This is a genomic window from Saccharothrix coeruleofusca (genome assembly GCF_017876325.1).
GTDB lineage: Bacteria > Actinomycetota > Actinomycetes > Mycobacteriales > Pseudonocardiaceae > Actinosynnema > Actinosynnema coeruleofuscum.
The window spans coordinates 2541066-2558274 of record NZ_JAGINV010000001.1 but is presented as its reverse complement, the minus strand read 5'-3'; the positions used below and the strand labels follow the sequence as shown (position 1 = coordinate 2558274).

22 protein-coding genes are annotated in these 17209 nt (G+C 73.4%); 10 read left to right on the top strand and 12 right to left on the bottom strand.

Annotated elements, in window-relative coordinates; all coding sequences use genetic code 11:
• Nucleotides 1-174: 174 nt before the first annotated feature.
• Together JOF41_RS11750 and JOF41_RS11745 are read right to left on the bottom strand one after the other, a co-directional pair.
• Nucleotides 175-1632 carry an MFS transporter gene (locus JOF41_RS11750; RefSeq protein ID WP_209618555.1) on the bottom strand — a complete coding sequence of 486 codons (1458 nt, stop codon included), beginning with the start codon at nt 1630-1632 and terminating at the stop codon, nt 175-177.
• Nucleotides 1633-1970: 338 nt separating this feature from the next.
• Complete coding sequence (locus JOF41_RS11745) at nt 1971-2156, bottom strand: hypothetical protein (RefSeq protein WP_209618552.1); 186 nt, start codon at nt 2154-2156, stop codon at nt 1971-1973.
• A gap of 191 nt (nt 2157-2347) precedes the next feature.
• Here JOF41_RS11745 and JOF41_RS11740 point away from each other — a divergent pair, with 191 nt between their 5' ends.
• Together JOF41_RS11740 and JOF41_RS11735 are read left to right on the top strand one after the other, a co-directional pair.
• Entirely contained in the window at nt 2348-2914 is a 567-nt protein-coding gene (locus tag JOF41_RS11740; protein WP_209618549.1) for a TetR/AcrR family transcriptional regulator, read from the top strand.
• 85 nt (nt 2915-2999) lie between these two features.
• On the top strand, nt 3000-4613 hold the full coding sequence (locus tag JOF41_RS11735) for an FAD-dependent monooxygenase (protein ID WP_209618546.1): 1614 nt from the start codon (nt 3000-3002) through the stop codon (nt 4611-4613).
• Between the two features lie 35 nt (nt 4614-4648).
• Here the strand turns inward: JOF41_RS11735 and JOF41_RS11730 are convergent, their stop codons facing one another.
• Genes JOF41_RS11730 through JOF41_RS11715 form a run of 4 tightly spaced genes read right to left on the bottom strand, consistent with a single transcriptional unit; the run spans nt 4649 to nt 7456 of the window.
• Nucleotides 4649-5866 carry an NAD(P)/FAD-dependent oxidoreductase gene (locus tag JOF41_RS11730; protein WP_189223737.1) on the bottom strand — a complete coding sequence of 406 codons (1218 nt, stop codon included), beginning with the start codon at nt 5864-5866 and terminating at the stop codon, nt 4649-4651.
• A complete protein-coding gene (locus tag JOF41_RS11725; protein ID WP_307867380.1) occupies nt 5863-6069 on the bottom strand; it encodes a ferredoxin in 207 nt (68 codons plus the stop codon). The genes JOF41_RS11730 and JOF41_RS11725 overlap by 4 nt, the downstream gene beginning before the upstream one ends.
• Nucleotides 6070-6094: 25 nt before the next feature.
• On the bottom strand, nt 6095-7000 hold the full coding sequence (locus tag JOF41_RS11720) for a pyridoxamine 5'-phosphate oxidase family protein (RefSeq protein WP_209618543.1): 906 nt from the start codon (nt 6998-7000) through the stop codon (nt 6095-6097).
• Between the two features lie 3 nt (nt 7001-7003).
• Complete coding sequence (locus JOF41_RS11715; RefSeq protein ID WP_189223739.1) at nt 7004-7456, bottom strand: VOC family protein; 453 nt, start codon at nt 7454-7456, stop codon at nt 7004-7006.
• A gap of 132 nt (nt 7457-7588) precedes the next feature.
• Here JOF41_RS11715 and JOF41_RS11710 point away from each other — a divergent pair, with 132 nt between their 5' ends.
• Nucleotides 7589-8125 (top strand): CGNR zinc finger domain-containing protein, encoded by a 537-nt coding sequence (locus tag JOF41_RS11710; RefSeq protein WP_209618540.1) that lies wholly within the window; start codon nt 7589-7591, stop codon nt 8123-8125.
• A 281-nt stretch (nt 8126-8406) separates the two neighbouring features.
• Here JOF41_RS11710 and JOF41_RS11705 read toward each other — a convergent pair whose 3' ends face one another.
• Together JOF41_RS11705 and JOF41_RS11700 are read right to left on the bottom strand one after the other, a co-directional pair.
• Nucleotides 8407-8874, bottom strand: a complete 468-nt coding sequence (locus tag JOF41_RS11705; protein ID WP_189223741.1) for a DIP1984 family protein — start codon at nt 8872-8874, stop codon at nt 8407-8409.
• 80 nt (nt 8875-8954) lie between these two features.
• Nucleotides 8955-9926 carry a cation diffusion facilitator family transporter gene (locus tag JOF41_RS11700; RefSeq protein WP_209618537.1) on the bottom strand — a complete coding sequence of 324 codons (972 nt, stop codon included), beginning with the start codon at nt 9924-9926 and terminating at the stop codon, nt 8955-8957.
• 77 nt (nt 9927-10003) lie between these two features.
• On the opposite strand from JOF41_RS11700, the gene JOF41_RS11695 reads away from it, so the two are divergent.
• The 4 genes from JOF41_RS11695 to JOF41_RS11680 all read left to right on the top strand — a co-directional run bounded on the left by JOF41_RS11695 (nt 10004) and on the right by JOF41_RS11680 (nt 12992).
• Nucleotides 10004-10333, top strand: coding sequence for an ArsR/SmtB family transcription factor (locus JOF41_RS11695; protein ID WP_189223743.1), 330 nt, complete (start codon nt 10004-10006; stop codon nt 10331-10333).
• 82 nt (nt 10334-10415) lie between these two features.
• Complete coding sequence (locus JOF41_RS11690) at nt 10416-11627, top strand: cytochrome P450 family protein (protein WP_189223744.1); 1212 nt, start codon at nt 10416-10418, stop codon at nt 11625-11627.
• Nucleotides 11628-11659: 32 nt separating this feature from the next.
• A complete protein-coding gene (locus JOF41_RS11685; RefSeq protein WP_189223745.1) occupies nt 11660-12244 on the top strand; it encodes a TetR/AcrR family transcriptional regulator in 585 nt (194 codons plus the stop codon).
• Between the two features lie 151 nt (nt 12245-12395).
• Nucleotides 12396-12992 carry a TetR/AcrR family transcriptional regulator gene (locus JOF41_RS11680; protein ID WP_189223746.1) on the top strand — a complete coding sequence of 199 codons (597 nt, stop codon included), beginning with the start codon at nt 12396-12398 and terminating at the stop codon, nt 12990-12992.
• A 43-nt stretch (nt 12993-13035) separates the two neighbouring features.
• On the opposite strand, the gene JOF41_RS11675 is transcribed toward JOF41_RS11680, so the two are convergent.
• Nucleotides 13036-13497, bottom strand: coding sequence for a hypothetical protein (locus JOF41_RS11675; RefSeq protein WP_209618534.1), 462 nt, complete (start codon nt 13495-13497; stop codon nt 13036-13038).
• Nucleotides 13498-13603: 106 nt separating this feature from the next.
• Nucleotides 13604-14275 carry a hypothetical protein gene (locus JOF41_RS11670; protein ID WP_209618531.1) on the bottom strand — a complete coding sequence of 224 codons (672 nt, stop codon included), beginning with the start codon at nt 14273-14275 and terminating at the stop codon, nt 13604-13606.
• A gap of 93 nt (nt 14276-14368) precedes the next feature.
• Between JOF41_RS11670 and JOF41_RS11665 the strand changes: the two genes are divergently transcribed.
• Nucleotides 14369-14701, top strand: a complete 333-nt coding sequence (locus JOF41_RS11665; RefSeq protein ID WP_189223748.1) for a DUF8129 domain-containing protein — start codon at nt 14369-14371, stop codon at nt 14699-14701.
• A gap of 3 nt (nt 14702-14704) precedes the next feature.
• Nucleotides 14705-14884 carry a hypothetical protein gene (locus JOF41_RS11660; RefSeq protein WP_189223939.1) on the top strand — a complete coding sequence of 60 codons (180 nt, stop codon included), beginning with the start codon at nt 14705-14707 and terminating at the stop codon, nt 14882-14884.
• A gap of 62 nt (nt 14885-14946) precedes the next feature.
• On the opposite strand, the gene JOF41_RS38235 is transcribed toward JOF41_RS11660, so the two are convergent.
• Both JOF41_RS38235 and JOF41_RS11650 read right to left on the bottom strand, forming a co-directional pair.
• The gene (locus JOF41_RS38235) at nt 14947-16116 is read right to left on the bottom strand and encodes a zinc-dependent alcohol dehydrogenase (RefSeq protein ID WP_209618528.1); all 1170 of its coding nucleotides are present in this window, start codon (nt 16114-16116) and stop codon (nt 14947-14949) included.
• The gene (locus tag JOF41_RS11650; RefSeq protein ID WP_189223750.1) at nt 16113-16547 is read right to left on the bottom strand and encodes a hypothetical protein; all 435 of its coding nucleotides are present in this window, start codon (nt 16545-16547) and stop codon (nt 16113-16115) included. The genes JOF41_RS38235 and JOF41_RS11650 overlap by 4 nt, the downstream gene beginning before the upstream one ends.
• A 267-nt stretch (nt 16548-16814) precedes the next feature.
• Between JOF41_RS11650 and JOF41_RS11645 the strand changes: the two genes are divergently transcribed.
• A complete protein-coding gene (locus tag JOF41_RS11645; RefSeq protein WP_189223751.1) occupies nt 16815-17180 on the top strand; it encodes a hypothetical protein in 366 nt (121 codons plus the stop codon).
• Nucleotides 17181-17209 lie beyond the last annotated feature (29 nt).

Here is a 17209-nt window from a genome sequence, read left to right as displayed (position 1 = left end):
GTCCGGGGATGGGCGACGCCCTCGGGCACCGCCGTCCCCTCAGCCGCGGACCGCCGTCCGCCGGTGGGCAAGGTGTCGAGCGTCGCCATCGCACTCCTCCGCAGACCAGAACCCGGCGGATGCTATAGCGAAGCTTTCAAAAATAGCAACGGTGGTGCTGTGCGCTCCGGCGGCTCACCCCGCCTCCGAGAAGTGCCGGACCACCCCGCCCGCCGCAGCGGGGCACTTCGGGCGCACGCGCAGCTCGACCACGGCGACCGCCAAGGCCAGGACCACCGAGGCCGCGGCGGCGCCGATCGCGATCGACGCGGCCACCGGGTACTGCCGGTCGTGGGCGGACAGGACCGCGTAGAACACACCGGGCAGGGCCGCGGTGCCCACCGCGGCCCCGATGCGCTGGCCGGTCTGCAACGCCCCGCCCGCCGCGCCTGCCACGGCCACTGGCACGTGCCGCAGGGTCAGCGTGGTGTTCGGTGAGATCACCCAGCCCCCGCCCACGCCCGCCACCAGCAGCGCGGGCGCGATGGCCCAGCCCGCGGCGGAGCCGGGGACCAGCCGCAGCACCACGGCGGTGGCGGCCAGCCCCACGACCACCAGGCTCAGGCCGGTGACGGTCAGCTTGCGGCCCCAGCGCTCGACCAGCCGCCCGCCCAGCAGCGCCGTCACCGCCGAGCCCGCCGCGAACGGGGTCACCGCCAGCCCCGACTGCAGCGGGGTGTAGCCCAGGCCGACCTGGAAGTACAGCGCGAAGACCAGCCAGATGCCGCTGAACCCGATGAAGTAGACCATGCCCAGCGCCGCTCCCGCGCCGTAGCCGGGTGTGCTGGTGAACAGGCGGATGTCCAGCAGCGGACCGCGGTCGCGCGCGGCCAGCCCGCGCTCCCAGCGGACGAACACCGCCAGCAGCACCGCGCCCGCGGCGAACAGCCACCACAGCGCGCGCAGGCCGCCGGACTCGGCCAGCACCAGCGGCAGCATCACCGCCAGCACGCCGGCGCCCAGCAGCGCCACGCCGACCGGGTCCAGCTCGCCGCGCGGCCCGGTGCGCCCGCGCGGCAGCAGCCGGGCCGCCAGCACCAGGGCGGCCAACCCGATCGGGACGTTGACGTAGAAGATCCACCGCCAGCCCTCGTCCTCCCCCGCCACGGCCAGGATCAGCCCGCCGACCACTGGTCCGATCGCGGTGGAGACAGCCACCGTGGCGCCGAAGAACCCGAACGCCCGGCCGCGCTCGGGGCCGCGGAACAGCTGCTGGATCAGCGCCGAGTTCTGCGGGGCCAGCGCGCCCGCGCACACGCCCTGCGCGAGTCTGGCCGCGACCAGCACCCCGGTCGTGGGCGCCAGCCCGGCCAGCGCGCTGAACAGCACGAAGCCGCCGAGCGCGGCCAGGAACACGGTGCGCCTGCCCAGCGCGTCGCCCAGCCGCCCGGCGGGCACCAGCGCCAGGCCGAAGGTCAGCGCGTAGCCCGAGACGACCCACTGCACGCCCGCCGGGCCGGTGCCGAGGCCGTGCTGGATGGAGGGCAGCGCGACGGAGACGATGCTGATGTCGAGCAGACTCATGAAGCCCGCCACGAGCGTCACCGCCAGCGCCTTCCACCGGCGCGGATCGGGCTGGTAGGAGTCGGTCATGCCCACTGTCTACCCACCGCTGGGCGGTCTCGCAGGGTGAGCGATCAAGGTGCCCACGAGTCGGGGTGCGACGCGGACCGCCGAAGGTGGAGGGCGATGTCGGCGTAGGGCACCAGGGCGGTGCCCTACGCCGACATCACGGGGATGGCGGCCCGACCACCGCAGGTGACCATGTCGAGGTTCGGCGCGTCGAGGTGCCGCTCCAGGTTCACCGCCGGGACGATGAACGGGTCGAGCGCGGCCGGGGTGAGGTCGCGTCGAACACGACGCGGATGTCCGCGAAGTCCGGCATGGCGATCAGTCCCGCCACGCCGTCGGCGGTGGTGTCGACGATGCCGTCACCTGCGGTCGGACGGCCCGGAGAAGTTCCTGCACGGTCCGGGCGACGGCGTGCGGCGCGGGTTGCCCAACCCGCTGGGCCCGCTGTCGGTGCGGTAGTTCGGACTGGGGACCGAGGGCTTCTTCGAGGTGGTCGCGGACGGGCGCGGCACCGTGCGCCGCGAGCGGGCCGTTACGAAGATCATCCCGTTCTCGCCGCACAACTCGGACGAGGTGCTGGACGTCCTCGGGCTCAACGTCAAGGCACCGGCTCAGCCCGGTCGATCCGGCGGCGCACCGGGCCGTGACCCGCACCTCCCATAAGTCAACAGCTGTTGACCAGACTGCGGCGAACCGCCCGCGACTAAGTCAACAGACGCTGACTTAGTCTGCCCCCATGTCCACGAACCGACGCCGCTCCGCATCCGCCACCAGGGCCGCCATCCTCGACGCGGCCCGCGTGCGCTTCGCCGCCGAAGGGCTCGACCGGGTCACCGTCCGCGACATCGCGGGCGACGTCGGGGTCGACCCGGCCATGGTGATCCGCTACTTCGGCTCGAAGGAGGGCCTGTTCGCCGAGGCCGCGCGGTTCGACCTGGAACTGCCCGACCTCAGCGACGTGCCGCCGGAGGAGTTCATGGACGTGCTCATGCCGCACTTCTTCAGCGTGTGGGAGAACAACGCGGGCTTCCTGGCCTTGCTGCGCGCGGCGACCACCGACAAGAAGTCCGCGGCGAAGATGCTGGACCTGTTCACCGAGCAGGTCGCCCCGGCGCTGGCCGCCGCCGCGGTAGACCGCGCGCCCGAGCGGGCCGCCCTGCTCGGCTCGCAGATGCTGGGCCTGGTGCTGTCGCGGTACGTGCTGGGAGTGCCCCCGCTGGTGGAGATGGACCGCGAGCGCCTGCGCGACTGGATCGCCCCGGTGCTGCGGCACTACCTCACGGCGGAACCGCCGAGCGCCTGAGTCAACAGCCGTTGACTTGCCCTCCGCCCCGGTCTACCGTCGCGGTCAACAGGCGTTGACTTACTCGGTGGCACGAGGAGGAGCGGTGATCGACACCCGACCTGTCCTGATCGTCGGCGCGGGTCCGACCGGCCTGACCGCCGCGGTGGAGCTGTCCCGGATGGGCGTCCCGGTCCGCGTGGTGGACCGGGCGCCAGGTCCGGCGACCACGTCCAGGGCGCTGGCCGTGCACGCCCGCACCCTGGAGCTGCTGGCGCCGCGCGGCGTCGGCGACGAACTGCTCGCCCTGGGCAACCGGGTGCGCGCGACCACCCTGCACGGGCGCGGCGGGCGGCTGGCGTCGATGCGGCTGGACATGGTCCCCAGCCACTACAACTACATCCTGATGGTGCCCCAGTCCGAGACCGAGCGACTGCTGCGCGAGCGGCTGGCCCACCAAGGCGGGCACGTCGAGCAGGGCGTGGAGATGGTCGACCTGGCCCAGCCGCCCGACGGCGGGGTGCACGCGGTGCTGCGCCACCCCGACGGGCGCGAGGAGGCGGTCGAGGCCGCCTTCCTGATCAGCGCCGAGGGCGCGCACAGCACCGCCAGGCGCATCCTGAACCTGCCCTTCGCGGGCCGCGCGCTGGCGCAGGGCTTCGCGCTGGCCGACCTGCGCGTGGACGCCGACCTGCCGGAGGACGAGCTGTCCATCTTCCTGGCCCCCGACGGCTTCGCGGCCGCGTTCCCGATGGGCGGCCACCGCTTCCGCCTCATGGCCGCCGACCCGGCGGACCGCGACAAGGACGCCCCGCCGCCCTCGCTGGCCGAGGTGCAGGCGATCTACGACCACGTCAGCCCCGTGCCCGCCACGTTGCGCGATCTGAACTGGAGCTCCCACTTCCGCGTGAACAGCCGCCACCTGTCCACGCTGCGCGTGGGCCGGGTGTTCCTCGGCGGCGACGCCGCGCACGTGCACAGCCCGGCGGGTGGGCAGGGCATGAACGCGGGCATCCAGGACATGGTCAACCTGTGCTGGAAGCTGGCGGCGGTGCTGCACGGCCGGGCGACCCCGGCGCTGCTGGACACCTACCAGGCCGAACGCCTGCCCGTCATCGCCGCCCTGGTGCGCGCCACCGAGAGGACCACGCAGGCGTCCACCTCGCGCAGCCCGCTGCTGTACCAGGTCCTCGCCCACCTGCTGCCACTGACGCTGGGCCGGGAAGCGGTGCAGCGCAAGGCCACCCGCACGCTCAGCCAGCTCGCCGTGCACCACCGCCGCGGCCCGCTGGCCAGCGACAGCCGCCTCGGCCCGCTGCGGGCGGGTGACCGCGTGCCCGACCTGATGCTGGAAGGCGGGTCACGCCTGTACGAAGTGCTGGACCTGAACGGGCCCACCCTGTTCGCGGTGGCGCCGCACGGGACGGCACCGGTGTGGTGGGAGGCGCTGCGGCGGTGGCAGGGGGCGGTCACGGAGCGCCGGTTCTTCGTCCACGCCGACCAGCTCGACGCCGACAAGGAGGTGGCGGACGCGCTGCGCGACCGGGGCGGGCTGCTGCTGGTGCGCCCCGACGGCCACCTCGCCGCGGCCGCCCCCATCACCGACCCGACCGCGATCGCCGAGTGGCTCACCCGCTGGTTCACCCCGCGCCCGCCCTCCACCACCACAGCTGTGGTACCGGCGACCTCGGGCGTCGCGTCCGGCGAACCGGACGCCTGACCGGGGCGCAGCCGACGCGATCCGACCAACCCCGGCTACCGGAAGGGCGCCGCGACCAGGTCGAGCAAGGTCCGGCGATGCGCGGCGAGCCTGCCCGTGCGGTTCACGGTCACCGCGCCGACCAGCTCCCCGCCTCGGTGGTGCAGGACCTCCGCGCGCCTGCCGCGCGGGTCGAGCTCCAGCACCTGTTGCCCGTCGGCCAGGTGGGGCAGGCCCACCGAGCGGATGCGCAGGTCGTACTGGTCGGACCAGAACGACGGCACCCGCGGTTCGAGCGGGCCGGGGCCGTGCAGCAGGGTGGCCGCCGCGGTGCGGGCCTGCTCCGCCGCGCTCGTCCAGTGCCCCTGGTTGACCAGTGCGCCCCCGGCCAGCGGCTCGGGGACGCGGCAGACGTCGCCCGCGGCGACCACGTCCGGCAGGAACCGACCACGGGTGGTGCGCACGCGCCCGAACCGGTCGCAGGCGACACCGCCCACGACGTCCAGCCCCGATCCGCGCAACCAGCCGGTGTTGGGGACCGCGCCCAGTGCCAGCACCACCGCTGCGCCGGTCACGCGGTCGCCGTCGGAGAGCACCGCGCGGACCCCTCCACCCGCACCGGCGAGTTCCACCACGGTCGTCGACAGGCGCAGGTCCACGCCGTGCTCCCGGTGCGCCTGCGCCACGAATCCGCCCACGACCGACCCGAGCGCCCGCTCCAGCGGTTGCGCGGCGGGATCGACCAGGGTCACCGCGACGCCCGCGCTCCGGGCGACGGCGGCGACCTCGCTGCCGAGGAAGCCCGCACCCACCACGACGAGCCTCCGACCGCCTTCGCGGGCGGCGCGCAGCGCCGAACGCAGGGCCAAGGCGTCGTCGAGCCCTCGGACGGTGAGGACGCCCCGGTCCGGGGCGGTGCCGGGGCCGGTCCACCCGCGCGCGGCGGCGCCGGTGGCGATCACCAGACCGTCGTAGGGCAGGGTCGTCCCGTCCGCGGTCTCGACAACGCGCCCGCGCGGGTCCAAGCGCGCCGCCGGGCAGCCGAGGCGCCAATCGACGTCGAGGTCGGCGGCCACCGGGAAGGCCACCCCGCCGGCCGGAACGGCTCCCGCCAGCAGCGCCTTGGACAGCGGCGGGCGGTCGTAGGGCATGTGCGGCTCGTCCCCCACCACGACGAGCGTCCCGCCGAACCCCAGCTCGCGCAGGGACTCGGCGGCCCGCAGGCCCGCCAGCGAAGCGCCGACCACGACGACGCGCCTCGGCGGCGTCCTCATCCCGCCTCTCCCACCAGGGCGATCGCGCGCACCGGGCACGCCCCGGCGGCCCGGACGACGTCCTCACGGAGCCCTGCGGCCGGTTCGGCCTCGTAACGCAAGCGGTCGTCATCGTCGAACGAGAAGACCTCGGGGGCGGCGAAAACACACTGCCCGTGGCTCTCGCACACGTCCATGTCCACGTGGATGCGCACGTCGAACACCACTCCTTCACAACGGGTGGGACGGTCAGGGGTTGAAGCGGGAGTACGCGGGGGCGCTCCAGCGCAGCGGACTGAGCGCGGGCACCTCCACCACCCCGGCGATGTCGAACCGGACGACGCGCTGGGCTCCCCGGTGGCGGGCGGCGCCGCGCGCGGACCAGTCGACCGCGGCGGTTCCGGTCAGGTGCAACGAGGTCCCGGTCTCCCAGTCGGGGAAGAGCAGCCCCGCGTCCGGGCGCAGTTCGAGGTTGCCGAGGGTGAGGAACATGGCGTTGCCCGTGTAGTCGGGCCACTCCAACCGGTCCTCGGACAGCACGTGGACGAAGCCGGGGTTCCCGCCCCGGTGCGAGGTGTCGACCTTGCCCTCGTCCGAGGCGGTGGTGACGAAGAACGTGTCCGCGGTGGTGACGCGGTGCCGCTGCTCGTCGCTGAGCACCGACGCGGACCTGCCCGCACCGGGCACCACGTCGGCCCTCGGCGTGGGTTCCCGCTTCTGGATGTACTTGGGGCAGTTGGCGAAGACCTGCTCGACCTCGACGACCAGGCCGCCGTCGCGCGGGCGGGCCACGCCGTTGATCCGCATCCGCCGCCGGGTGCCGGGTTCGACGGCGATCACGCCGACCTCGACCCGCCGCGACAGCGCCTCGGCCAGCGGATCGGCCTCGGCGGGCGCTGCCGCGACGGTGAGCGTGCGACTGTCGGGCGCTTGGAGGAACCCCGGTTCGCCGGTGAGCATCGTCGTCCACAGCCGACCGCCGCCGTCGTCGGCGCCCAGGAAGACGACGTGCTGACCGGCCAGGAACCCGGCGGCGACCTCGGGGATCGTCGAGCGGATGCCGTTGAGCCCGAACGCGGCCTGGTCGAGCAGACCGGCGCGCGCTTGGACCGCTCGCTCCCCGCGGTGGTAGGAGGGGTGGCGTTGGCTGGTCATGGCTTAGAAGAAGCCGCAGGTGGGAGCACCGGCCGTCGGCGCGGCGGAGCCGCCCGCGCCCGAGGGCGCGTAGATCTCCAGGCGGATGCCGTCGGGATCGGTGAAGAAGATGCCGCCGGAGTCCGCGCCCTCGCCGTGCGGCACCACGCCGTCGTAGGCGAAGGTCGTCGACAGCTCGCGCAGGACCGCCTCGGCGGCGCGGACCTCGTCGACCGACTCCACCTGGAAGGACAGGTGGTGCAGACCCGGCAGAGCCGTCGGGAAAGCGCCGTCGCTCTGCTGCCACAGCGTCAACAGCAACTGCCCGTCCCGCCCCAGGAAGACGAACCGCCGACCCGGCCCGGCGCCGTCGCTGAGCACTTCGAAGCCGAAAACCCGCTGGTAAAAGTCCCGCGAGCGGTCGACATCGGTGACGTTCAACCCGATGTGCCCGGTCTTCAGGCCGGTGAGTGCCATGCCGTTCCTCCCTGATCATCTTTAACCGTTGATCGAACGGTAGCCGGTTAGAAGGAGGGGCGTCAACCCGGCAAAGCTGGGTACAACGGTTAGAAGTAGGTTGGTCCGCGCACCGGCTGCCCAGGAGGTCCCATGACCGCAGACCCCAGGCCACTGATCGGCGAGCCGCTCGCCCTGGACCTGCTCAACACGCGCTGGATCGCGGGCAGCGCCCACGACCTGCTGGAAACTGCGGACGGACTGCGGACCTGGCTGCGCAGCGCCGGCCTGGCCGAGCGCTGCCGCGCCGACGAGGCGACGCTCGCCGCGGTCCTGCGCACCCGCGACGCCCTCGCCGCCGCGATCGACCCGCCGCACAGCACCGCGGCGCTGGACGAGGTGCTCGGCCACGGGCGGATCCGCCTGCGGGTGGAGGACCGCCGCCCGGTGGAGGAGGTCGAGGTGGACGACCCGGCGTGGCTGCCGGGGTGGCTGGCCGCCCGCGATTACGTCGACCTGCTGCGGCGAGCGGCCGACCGCGTCAGGGCCTGCGCCAACCCGGCCTGCGTGCTGCACTTCTTCGACGTGTCGAAGAACGGCAGCCGCCGGTGGTGCTCCATGGCGGGGTGCGGCAACCGGGCGAAGGCGAACCGCCACTACGCCCGGCACCGCGACGACCCGACCCGCTGACCGGACCGGGCGACGACGAGGAGGGCCCGACGCGCGCGTGCGCGTCGGGCCCCGTTGACGGCGGGAATCCCCTTGCCCGCCCTCGTCGTCCGGGATCAGCGCGTGGTTGTGCGGTGTTCGGCGTGCACGGTCACCTGTGAGGTGTCCTGGGCTGCGTTGTGCCTCGGGGAGTCGAACCCCTCGCGCTGCCCTCCGCGCGCCGGAGAAAGTGGCCGGATGAACCGCCGGACCGCGGTGTGCGCTCGCTTCCCGGACGACTACCCGCGCCCGCCGTCCCTCGCTCAGTCCAGCAGGTCCACCTGCCAGTTCGCCTGCTGGATGTCGGTGTCGACCTCGCGGATGTCCCGCGCCAGCCGGTCGGCGTCCGCGCGCAGCCGCGCCACCGGCAGCGCGGAGACGTACAGCAGTTCCGAGCGGAGCTGGCGGGCCATGCCCGGCTGGTTGCGGCCCGTGGCGGCGTCCGCGGCGGCGGTGAGCAGGCCGTGGCGCAGGCGCAGCGCGTCACGGCGGGCCAGCGCGTCGCTGATGGTGCCGTCGCGCAGCGGCGTCGCGGCGTTGGTGCGGTTGATCCGGCGGATCAGCGACTCCAGTTCGTCGGACGCCTCCAGCGCCTGCGCCAGCAGGGCCTCGGCGTCCTCGGCGGGCGTCTCGCCCTCCTGGTAGCGCGCGTTGCCCGCCACTCGCGCGCGCAACTGCTCGACCCGTCGCGCGACGTCGGCGCGCAGCGCGAGCGCCTCACCCAGCTTCATCCGCACCTCTCCCGTGGCAGTGGGCGGAAGTATGCCACGCCGTCGACCAGGCCCTTCGGGATTCAGGTATCAGTGCGGTATCAGTGCCCCGTACCCGCTTCGGGGTGGGTGTGCACGGTGACCGCCACCAACCGGGGCACCGCGCGCACCATGTTCCGCTCCACGTCGTGCGCGATGCGGTGGGCGCGCTCCACGTCCAACCGCCCGTCGACCGCGATGACCAGCTCCGCGCGCAGGCTGTGCCCGATCCAGCGCATCCGCAGCTCCTCGGCTCGCGCCACGCCGTCCACCGCCGCGGCCGCCCGCTCGGCCAGCTCCACGGTGGCCGGGTCCACCGCGTCCATCAGCCTGCCGAGCACCTCGGTCGCCGCGTCACGCAGCACGACCAGGATCGCCACCGTCATGCCGAGCCCCACCAGCGGATCGGCGACCGGGAAGCCCAGCGCGACGCCCGCCGCACCCAGCACCACCGCCAGCGAGGTGAAGCCGTCGGCGCGGGCGTGCAGACCGTCGGCCACCAGCGCCGCCGAGCCGATCCTGCGGCCCACCGACACCCGGTAGCGGGCGACCAGCTCGTTGCCCGCGAAGCCGATGGCGCCCGCCAGCGCCAGCACCCCCAGGTGGCGCACCGGTTCGGGGTCCAGCAGCCGCTGCACCGACTGGTAGCCGGTGAGCGCGGCCGAGGCGGCGATGAGCAGCACCACGACCACGCCCGCCAAATCCTCCGCGCGGCCGAGGCCGTAGGTGAACCGGCGGGTGGCGGCCCGCCTGCCCAGCACGAAGGCGATGCCCAGCGGCACGGCGGTCAGCGCGTCGGCGGCGTTGTGCACGGTGTCGCCCAGCAATGCCACCGAACCGGTGACCAGCACCAGGACGGCCTGGGCCAGCGCGGTGAGCAGCAGCGCGACGAACGACACCACCAGCGCCCTGATGCCCTGGCGACTGGTCTCCAGAGCCGGGTCGAGCCGGTCGGCGGTGGTGTGGCGGTGCGGCACGCCCCACCACGACCGCCCGTGCCCGTGTCCGTGCCCGTGTCCGTGCTCTCCGGTCACCGCTCCGCCTCCCGCTCGACTCCGCAACCTCTATATCTGCGCATACTCGCAGATACGCAGTCAACTAGGCTCACCCCGTGCACACTTCGCTGGCGAACTTCGACATGCCCGACGAGGAGCGCGTCAACCTCGCCGCCGAGTCCTTCCGCCTGCTGGCCGACCCGACCAGGATCAAGGTGCTCTGGGCGCTGCTGCAGGGCGAGTCCTCGGTGGCGTGCCTGGCGGAACTGGCGGGCGCGACACCCACCTCGGTCAGCCAGCACCTGGCCAAGCTGCGCCTCGCCGGTCTGGTGAAAGGCCGCCGTGAGGGCACCTTCGTGTACTACTCGGCGGCCAACGACCACGTGCGCGGCCTGCTGGCGCAGGCGCTGTTCCACGCCGACCACGTCGACCGCGGCATGGACTGAGCTTCACCGGTCCGGTCCTGTACGCACCGTGCGCAGCAGGTCACGATGAGCTTCGGGAACTCATCGAGACGGGGGATCATCGATGCACCCGTACGTGCTCGACCCGACCGGCCGGGACATCCACCGCGAGGCCGCCGAGCTGCGCGCCCGCGGTCCGGCGACCCCGGTGGAGCTGCCCGGCGGCGTGCGCGCCTGGGCGATCACCAGCGCCGAGCTGATCAGGCGTCTGCTGGCCGACCCGCGCGTGTCCAAGGACGCGGCCCGGCACTGGCCCCCGTGGTCCGCTGGTGAGATCCCCGAGGACTGGCCGCTGCACCTGTGGGTCTCGGCGCGCAACATGTTCACCGCTTACGGCGAGGAGCACCGCAGGCTGCGCTCGCTGGTGGCCAAGGCCTTCACCGCGCGCCGCACCGCCGCCCTGCGCCCGAGGGTGGAGCGGATCACCGCCGACCTGCTCGACGCGCTGGCCGCCGGACCGGACCGGGTGGACCTGCGAGAGCGCTTCGCCCACCCGCTGCCCATCGAGGTGATCTGCGGCCTGTTCGGCATCCCCGACGCGGCGCGCTCCGGCCTGCGTCAGGCGGTCGACCTCATCTTCGCCACCACCACCTCGCCCGCCGAGGCGCTGGCCAACCACCAGGCCGTCTACGCCATCATCGGCGACCTGGTCGCGGACAAGCGCCGCTCGCCCGGCGACGACCTGACCAGCGACCTGGTCGCGGTGCGCGACGACGACGGCTCCCGGCTCACCGAGGCCGAACTGGTCGACACGCTGCTGCTGCTGGTCTCCGCGGGCCACGAGACCACGGTGAACCTGCTCGACCACGCCATCACCGCGCTGCTGACCCACCCCGACCAGCTGCTCGGCGTCCGCTCGGGCGCGGTGTCGTGGTCGGACGTCATCGAGGAGACGCTGCGCTGGCAGGCCCCGGTGGCGAACCTGCCGCTGCGCTACGCGGTGGAGGACCTGGTGCTCGACGGCGTGGTGATCCGCCGGGGCGAGGCGATCCTGACCGGTTACGCCGCCGCCGGGCGCGATCCGGCGGTGCACGGCGACAGCGCCGACCGGTTCGCCCCCGGCCGCGCCGACAAGAGCCACCTGGCGTTCGGCTACGGCGCGCACCACTGCCTGGGCGCGCCGCTGGCCCGGCTGGAGGCCGGGGTGGCGCTGCCCGCGCTGGTCGACCGCTTCCCCGACCTGGCGCTGGCCGTGCGGCCCGACGAGCTGCGGCCCGTGCCCTCGTTCATCTCCAACGGCCACGCCGCGCTGCCGGTGTCGCTGCGCGGCGTTTGACAGCACCAAAGTGTAAGTGTGTACTCACACACATGCCCGACATCCCCCGGTCCACCGCCGAAGCGCGTCGCGCGACGGTGCTCCACCGCGCCGTGCCCGTCTTCGCCCGACACGGCTACCACGCCACGCCGGTCACCGCGGTGGCCGAGGCCGCCGGGATCTCGCAGGCTTACGTGTTCCGCTTGTTCAAGGGCAAGCTGGAGCTGTTCGTCGCGGCGCTGGACCACTGCTACGAGCTGATCTGCCGAACACTGCGCACCAGCGCGGAGACCGCGCCCGGTGCCGGCCCGGACGAGGTCCTGGAGGCGCTGGGGAACGCCTACGCCGACCTGATCGCCGACCGCGACCTGCTCATGCTCCAGATCCACGCGCAGAGCGCCTCGGACATCCCCGAGGTGTGCGAGGCCATCCGGCGCGGTTACGCCGCCGTGGTGGAGACGGCGCGGGAGCTGTCGGGCGGTACCGACGAACAGGTGCAGCGGTTCATCGCACTGGGCCAGCTGTGCCACCTCATCGTCGCCGCCGACCTCGACGGCGTGGACGCGGCCTGGGCACGCACGCTGACCCGCGGGATGCGCCACCCCACCTCCCGCGAGTCGAACTCCCAGAACCCCTGAGTTCAACGCCCGGGTGGCACGCCGTCCACCCCGCATCGGACATACGCCACCTCGGGTAGTGGTTACCGGCCCCTGGGAGCGGGTCGGGTAGTACTTGCAGGCGGGCGTGGCGATGGACGGGACGGTACCGTCCATGAGTTAGGGTGGCACCATGACCCGTCGCGCACCGTCCGGGGCGGCCGTGCTGCAGCCCGGCATCACCGCTGCCATCACCGATGCCGTCCTGGCCGAGCTGGTGGAGCGGGGTTACGCGCGGCTGTCCATGGAAGGGGTGGCCAAGCGCGCCGGGGCGGGCAAGAGCGCCCTGTACCGGCGGTGGCGCACCAAGCAGGAGATGGTGCTGGCGGTGCTCGCCGAGATCAGCGTGCCGAGGGTCGAAGTGGTCGACACCGGCACGCTGCGCGGCGACCTGCACGCCCTGGTGACCTCCGTCGCCGCCTGGCTGACCGAACCGCCGTTCTCCCGGATCATCCCCGACCTGGTGGCCGAGATCACCCGCGCGCCCGACCTGGCCGAGGCCATCGCGGCCTCCATCGGCGCGCCCCGGCGGGCGCTGGCCAGGAAGGTGCTGGAGCGGGCCGTGGCGCGCGGCGAACTGGCCCCCGACACCGACCTGGAGATGGCCCAGGACCTGCCCGCCGCGCTGGTCTACTGGCGGATGGTGGTGCGGCGGGCACCGGTCGAGCCGGACTACCTCGACCGGGTCACCGACACCGTGCTGCGCGCGCTGGGGGCCGCGTCCGGCTGAAGCGGCCCGATCGCGCCACCGGGGCGGCCGCGGTCCCCCACCGTCACTGCCGGTCGTGCGGCAGGCGCGCGGAACTGGCGAACGAGCTGGCGTCGTCGGCCGTCTGACCGCGTCGCGCCGCCTCGGCCAGCGCCTCGTCGTCCAGGTCGGGGTCGGGCGCGGGAACGGTGTCCGGTTCCACGTCCGACGCGACGTCGGCCAGGTCCTGGTTGACCGGGTCCTCCTCGTCTGCGGTCTGCGCGGCCGTCTCCGGCTGCTCCTCGGCCAACCGCTCGTCCAGCGGGCGCGGGGTGCGCTGCTCGTAGGGGGTGGTGCCGTACTGGTCGGCGCCGACCCACCGCTCCGGCGGGTCCATGCCCGCCTCCAGGGGGTCGAGCCTGAGCCGGTCCTCGTCCAGGTCCTCCGCGCTGTTCAGCGCGGCGGGATCGGTTTCCACCGCATCGGGCGAACCGGTGTCGTGCGGCGGGGTGTAGGAACCGAACTCCTGTTCTTCGCTTGAGGTCATGGACGCCGTGTACCCACGATCATGCCGAAGACACCACTCCAGTCGGGAACACCACACGACCCGGTGTCCTCGCCGAGGGCGGTCGGTGCGCTCCGTGCCCTTTTCGTCAGCTCCGCGGGTGCGCGGGCGCCCCCCTGCCCTCGCGGGAGCCCCGGTAGGCCGCCAGCCTGAGCCTGACCAGCACGCCCGGCGCCGGACGCAGCTCGGGGTGGTGGTTGACCATCGGGTCGAACCACTCCACCCGCTCGGGCTCGCCGCGCACCTCCAGCTCCGCCACCGCCCGCCAGCGGCCGAAGGGCTCCGCCACGGTCAGGGTGAACATGACTGGGTGACGTTCGGCCGCCGCGCGGAACGCCTCGGTCGAACTGGGCAGCCGCTCGCCGCCCGCCGGGAACGCCCCGATCCACCGCAGGCCGCCATCGACCCGGTACGGCAGCACCGTGCTGTAGGGCCGGGCTCGCCAGTTCCGCCGCGGCAGCGGCAGCGCGCGCAGCACGGGCAGCGATCCCGAGCTGTCGAACAGCAGGTCCAGCGGCCCACCGGGCCTGCCGCCGGGCACGCGCACCGCCAAGCCGAGCACGTCGGGCCACGTGCCGGGCGTGCCCGCCCCCTTGGACACGCGCACCAGCACGTCCCGCTCGGGTTCGCCACCCGACAGCAGCCGGGCCACCGGATCCCGCCCGGTGGCCCGCAGCACGCCGCGCAGCGCCACTCCCGGCGAGTGCACCGCCCGCGCGTGCCGCCACCTCGCCAGTACTCGGAAGACCGTGTCGATCACGAGCACTCCTCCCTTTCCGGGTCGTCCCCGGATACCCCGCCCGCACGGGTGTAGGCCCCGTTTGCCCGTGGCCCGGTCGGGTAGCCGACCGCCATGAGCACCAACGAGCTACCGATTCCGGACTACGACCAGATCCCGCTGGGCGACTTGCGGCACCGCGTGCGGTCGCTCTCCGAGCAGGAGCTGCGGGGCGTGCTGGAGCACGAGCGCGAGCACGGCAACCGCGCGCCGGTGCTGCAGGTGCTGACCGCGCGGCTGGAGGAGCTGGAGGGCGGCGCCGAGCCGTCCGGCGGCGACCCGCGCAACGCGCCGGAGGTCGCGGGCGCCTCGGGCGTTCCGCCGGTCTCGCCCGAGCACTCGCCGGAGGACAACACGCCGCTGCGGCACGGGGTCTACGGGCAGACCCCCGCACGAGGGCGGAACTGAGCCATGGCCGAGCCGAGAGGACGCCCGGTCGAGCTCGACGGCAACACCGCAAGCGCCATGGCGGACGACCCGGACTTCGCCGGTGAGCACACCCGGCCGACGGTGGCCGACGACCAGGAGCGCCCCTCCGACGAAGCCGAACCGGCGGGTCGGGGTGGCGACGGTGGGATGGACCCCGTCTGACGTCCGGCCTCCGCGCCGCACCGCCGCGGCGCGGAGGCCGGACTCGGGAGCCGCTGGGCGCGTCAGGGCTGGAAGACCGATCGGACGCAGTCGTCCTCCTTGTCCTTGAACAGCTGGTAGCCGCGAGGGGCCTCGGCCAGCGGCATCACGTGCGTGGCCAGGTGCCCGGTGGACAGCTCGCCCTTGGCGATGCGGTCGAGCAGCATCGGGATGTAGCGCTGGCCGTGCTGCTGCGCCCCGCGCACCGTCAGCCCCTTGTTGAGCACCGCACCCAGCGGGAACTTGTCGACGAACCCGCTGAACACGCCCAGCACGAACACCGAGCCGCCCTTGCGGCAGTTGTAGATGGCCTCGCGCACCGCGATCGGCCTGTCGGTTTCCAGCTTGAGCTTGCTCTTGACCTGGTCGTAGACGTACTGCGGGCCGTCGCTGTGCGCCTCGCAGCCCACCGCCTCGATGCACACGTCCGGACCACGCCCGCCGGTGGCCTCGCGCAGCGCCGCGCCGACGTCGACCCGCTGATAGTTCAGCGTCTCCACGCCGAAGGTCCGCTCGGCCTGCCGCAGCCGGTAGTCGAAGCGGTCGATCACCAGCACCCGCTCCGCGCCCAGCAGCTGCGCCGCCCGCGCGGCCATCTGCCCGACCGCGCCGCAGCCCCACACCGCCACGGTGTCGCCGGGCTGAACCCCGCCCAGATCCGCCCCCATCCACCCGGTGGGCACCGAGTCGGAGGCGAACAGGGCGCTCAGGTCGTCCACGCCCTCGGGGATCGGGATGGCGGTGTGGTCGGCGAAGGGCACCCGCACGTACTCCGCGTGGCTGCCCCGGAACCCGCCCATGGCGTGGGAGTAGCCGAAGATGCCGCCGGGGTCGGCGCCCCACAGCGCCTGCGTGATGCCGGGGTTGGTGTTGGTGTTGTCGCACAGCGACCACAGGTCGTGCTTGCAGTAGTAGCACTCGCCGCAGCCGATGAAAGACGCCACCACCACCCGGTCGCCGACCTTGTGCCGGGTCACGCCCGGCCCGACCTCGACCACCTCGCCCATGAACTCGTGGCCGATCACGTCACCGGCCTGCATGAACGGGATGTGGCCGGTGAGCAGGTGCAGGTCGGAGCCGCAGGCGGTGCTCAGCCCGACCTTGAGGACGACGTCCTTGTCGTCGAGGACCTTCGGGTCGGGCACGTCCTGCACCCGGACGTCGTTGATCCCCTCCCAGCACAGCGCCTTCACAGCCGCCCCTCCCCCTTCGACTTGCCGATGACCAGCTGGAGCACCTTGCCCGCCGGGCCGGGGTGGGTGGTGCCGGTGGTGTCCGGCTGGACCACCAGGCCGGTCTCCAGCAGCGACTTGGCCTGCCGCAGCGCGATCCGCAACTCCTCGCGGGAGACCTCCTCGCCGATCGGGCGGGCCAGCAGTTCGGTGCCCTTGTCGCCGGGAGCGGGGCGGAAGCGGACCTCGATCCGGTCGCGCAGCCGCTCCAGCGGCTCGGGCAGCGACGCCGCGCCGGTCACCTGGTCCAGCGGCCGGTAGGCGGTCACCGCCAACCAGTGCTCCTCCCGGCCCTTCTTGTGCCCGTCCGCGGTGTGGCTGGTCAACCTGCGCGCCAGCGCGACCGCCGCGCCGACCCCGGCCACGACCGCGGCCCTGCTCGCTGTCCTCATGTCCCGCCCTCTCGACATCGCCGAAGCCTGCGGGTACCCCCGCAGGCTTCGGCGACGCCTGTCCGGCCGAAATCGCCCCCATCGGTCGAGCCGGACGAGTCCCGCTCACCGTGCGGCTCGAACGCTCCTCCGGTGAGGGGATCGGCGCTGAGAACGAGATGCTCCTCCACCACGTCACCACGGGTATCGGAACGCCTCGTGCGCGCCTCCGACGACGTATCAAGCCCGTTAGCATCGCGGCAGCGAGGAACGCGGAGAGGACGGATGATGATCACGGGCGTGCTGATAGCCGAGAGCCTCCGCACCGGCACGACGCTGGACCACACCCGCCTCGTCGTCCAGGAGATCAAGCGCGTCGCCGTGCGGAACCCCACCGCGGACCAGCCCCCGGTCTGGACCCTGCTCAGCTTCGAGGCTCCCGACGCGGACGCGGACGCGTTGGCCCGCGCTTTCTCCGACGCGCTGGACCAACCCGGCTGGTACGCCGACTTCCGCACACCCGACGAGACCTTCGTGGTCTTCCCCGGCCGGATCTTCCGCTACTCGCGGGGTGACCGGACTGGACGGACCGAAGCCCAGGCGCACGGCCGGAGCATCGGCATCCCCGATGAACAACTCGACTGGCCCGTGTAGCCGGTCCCTCCACCCCGGTGACCGAACGC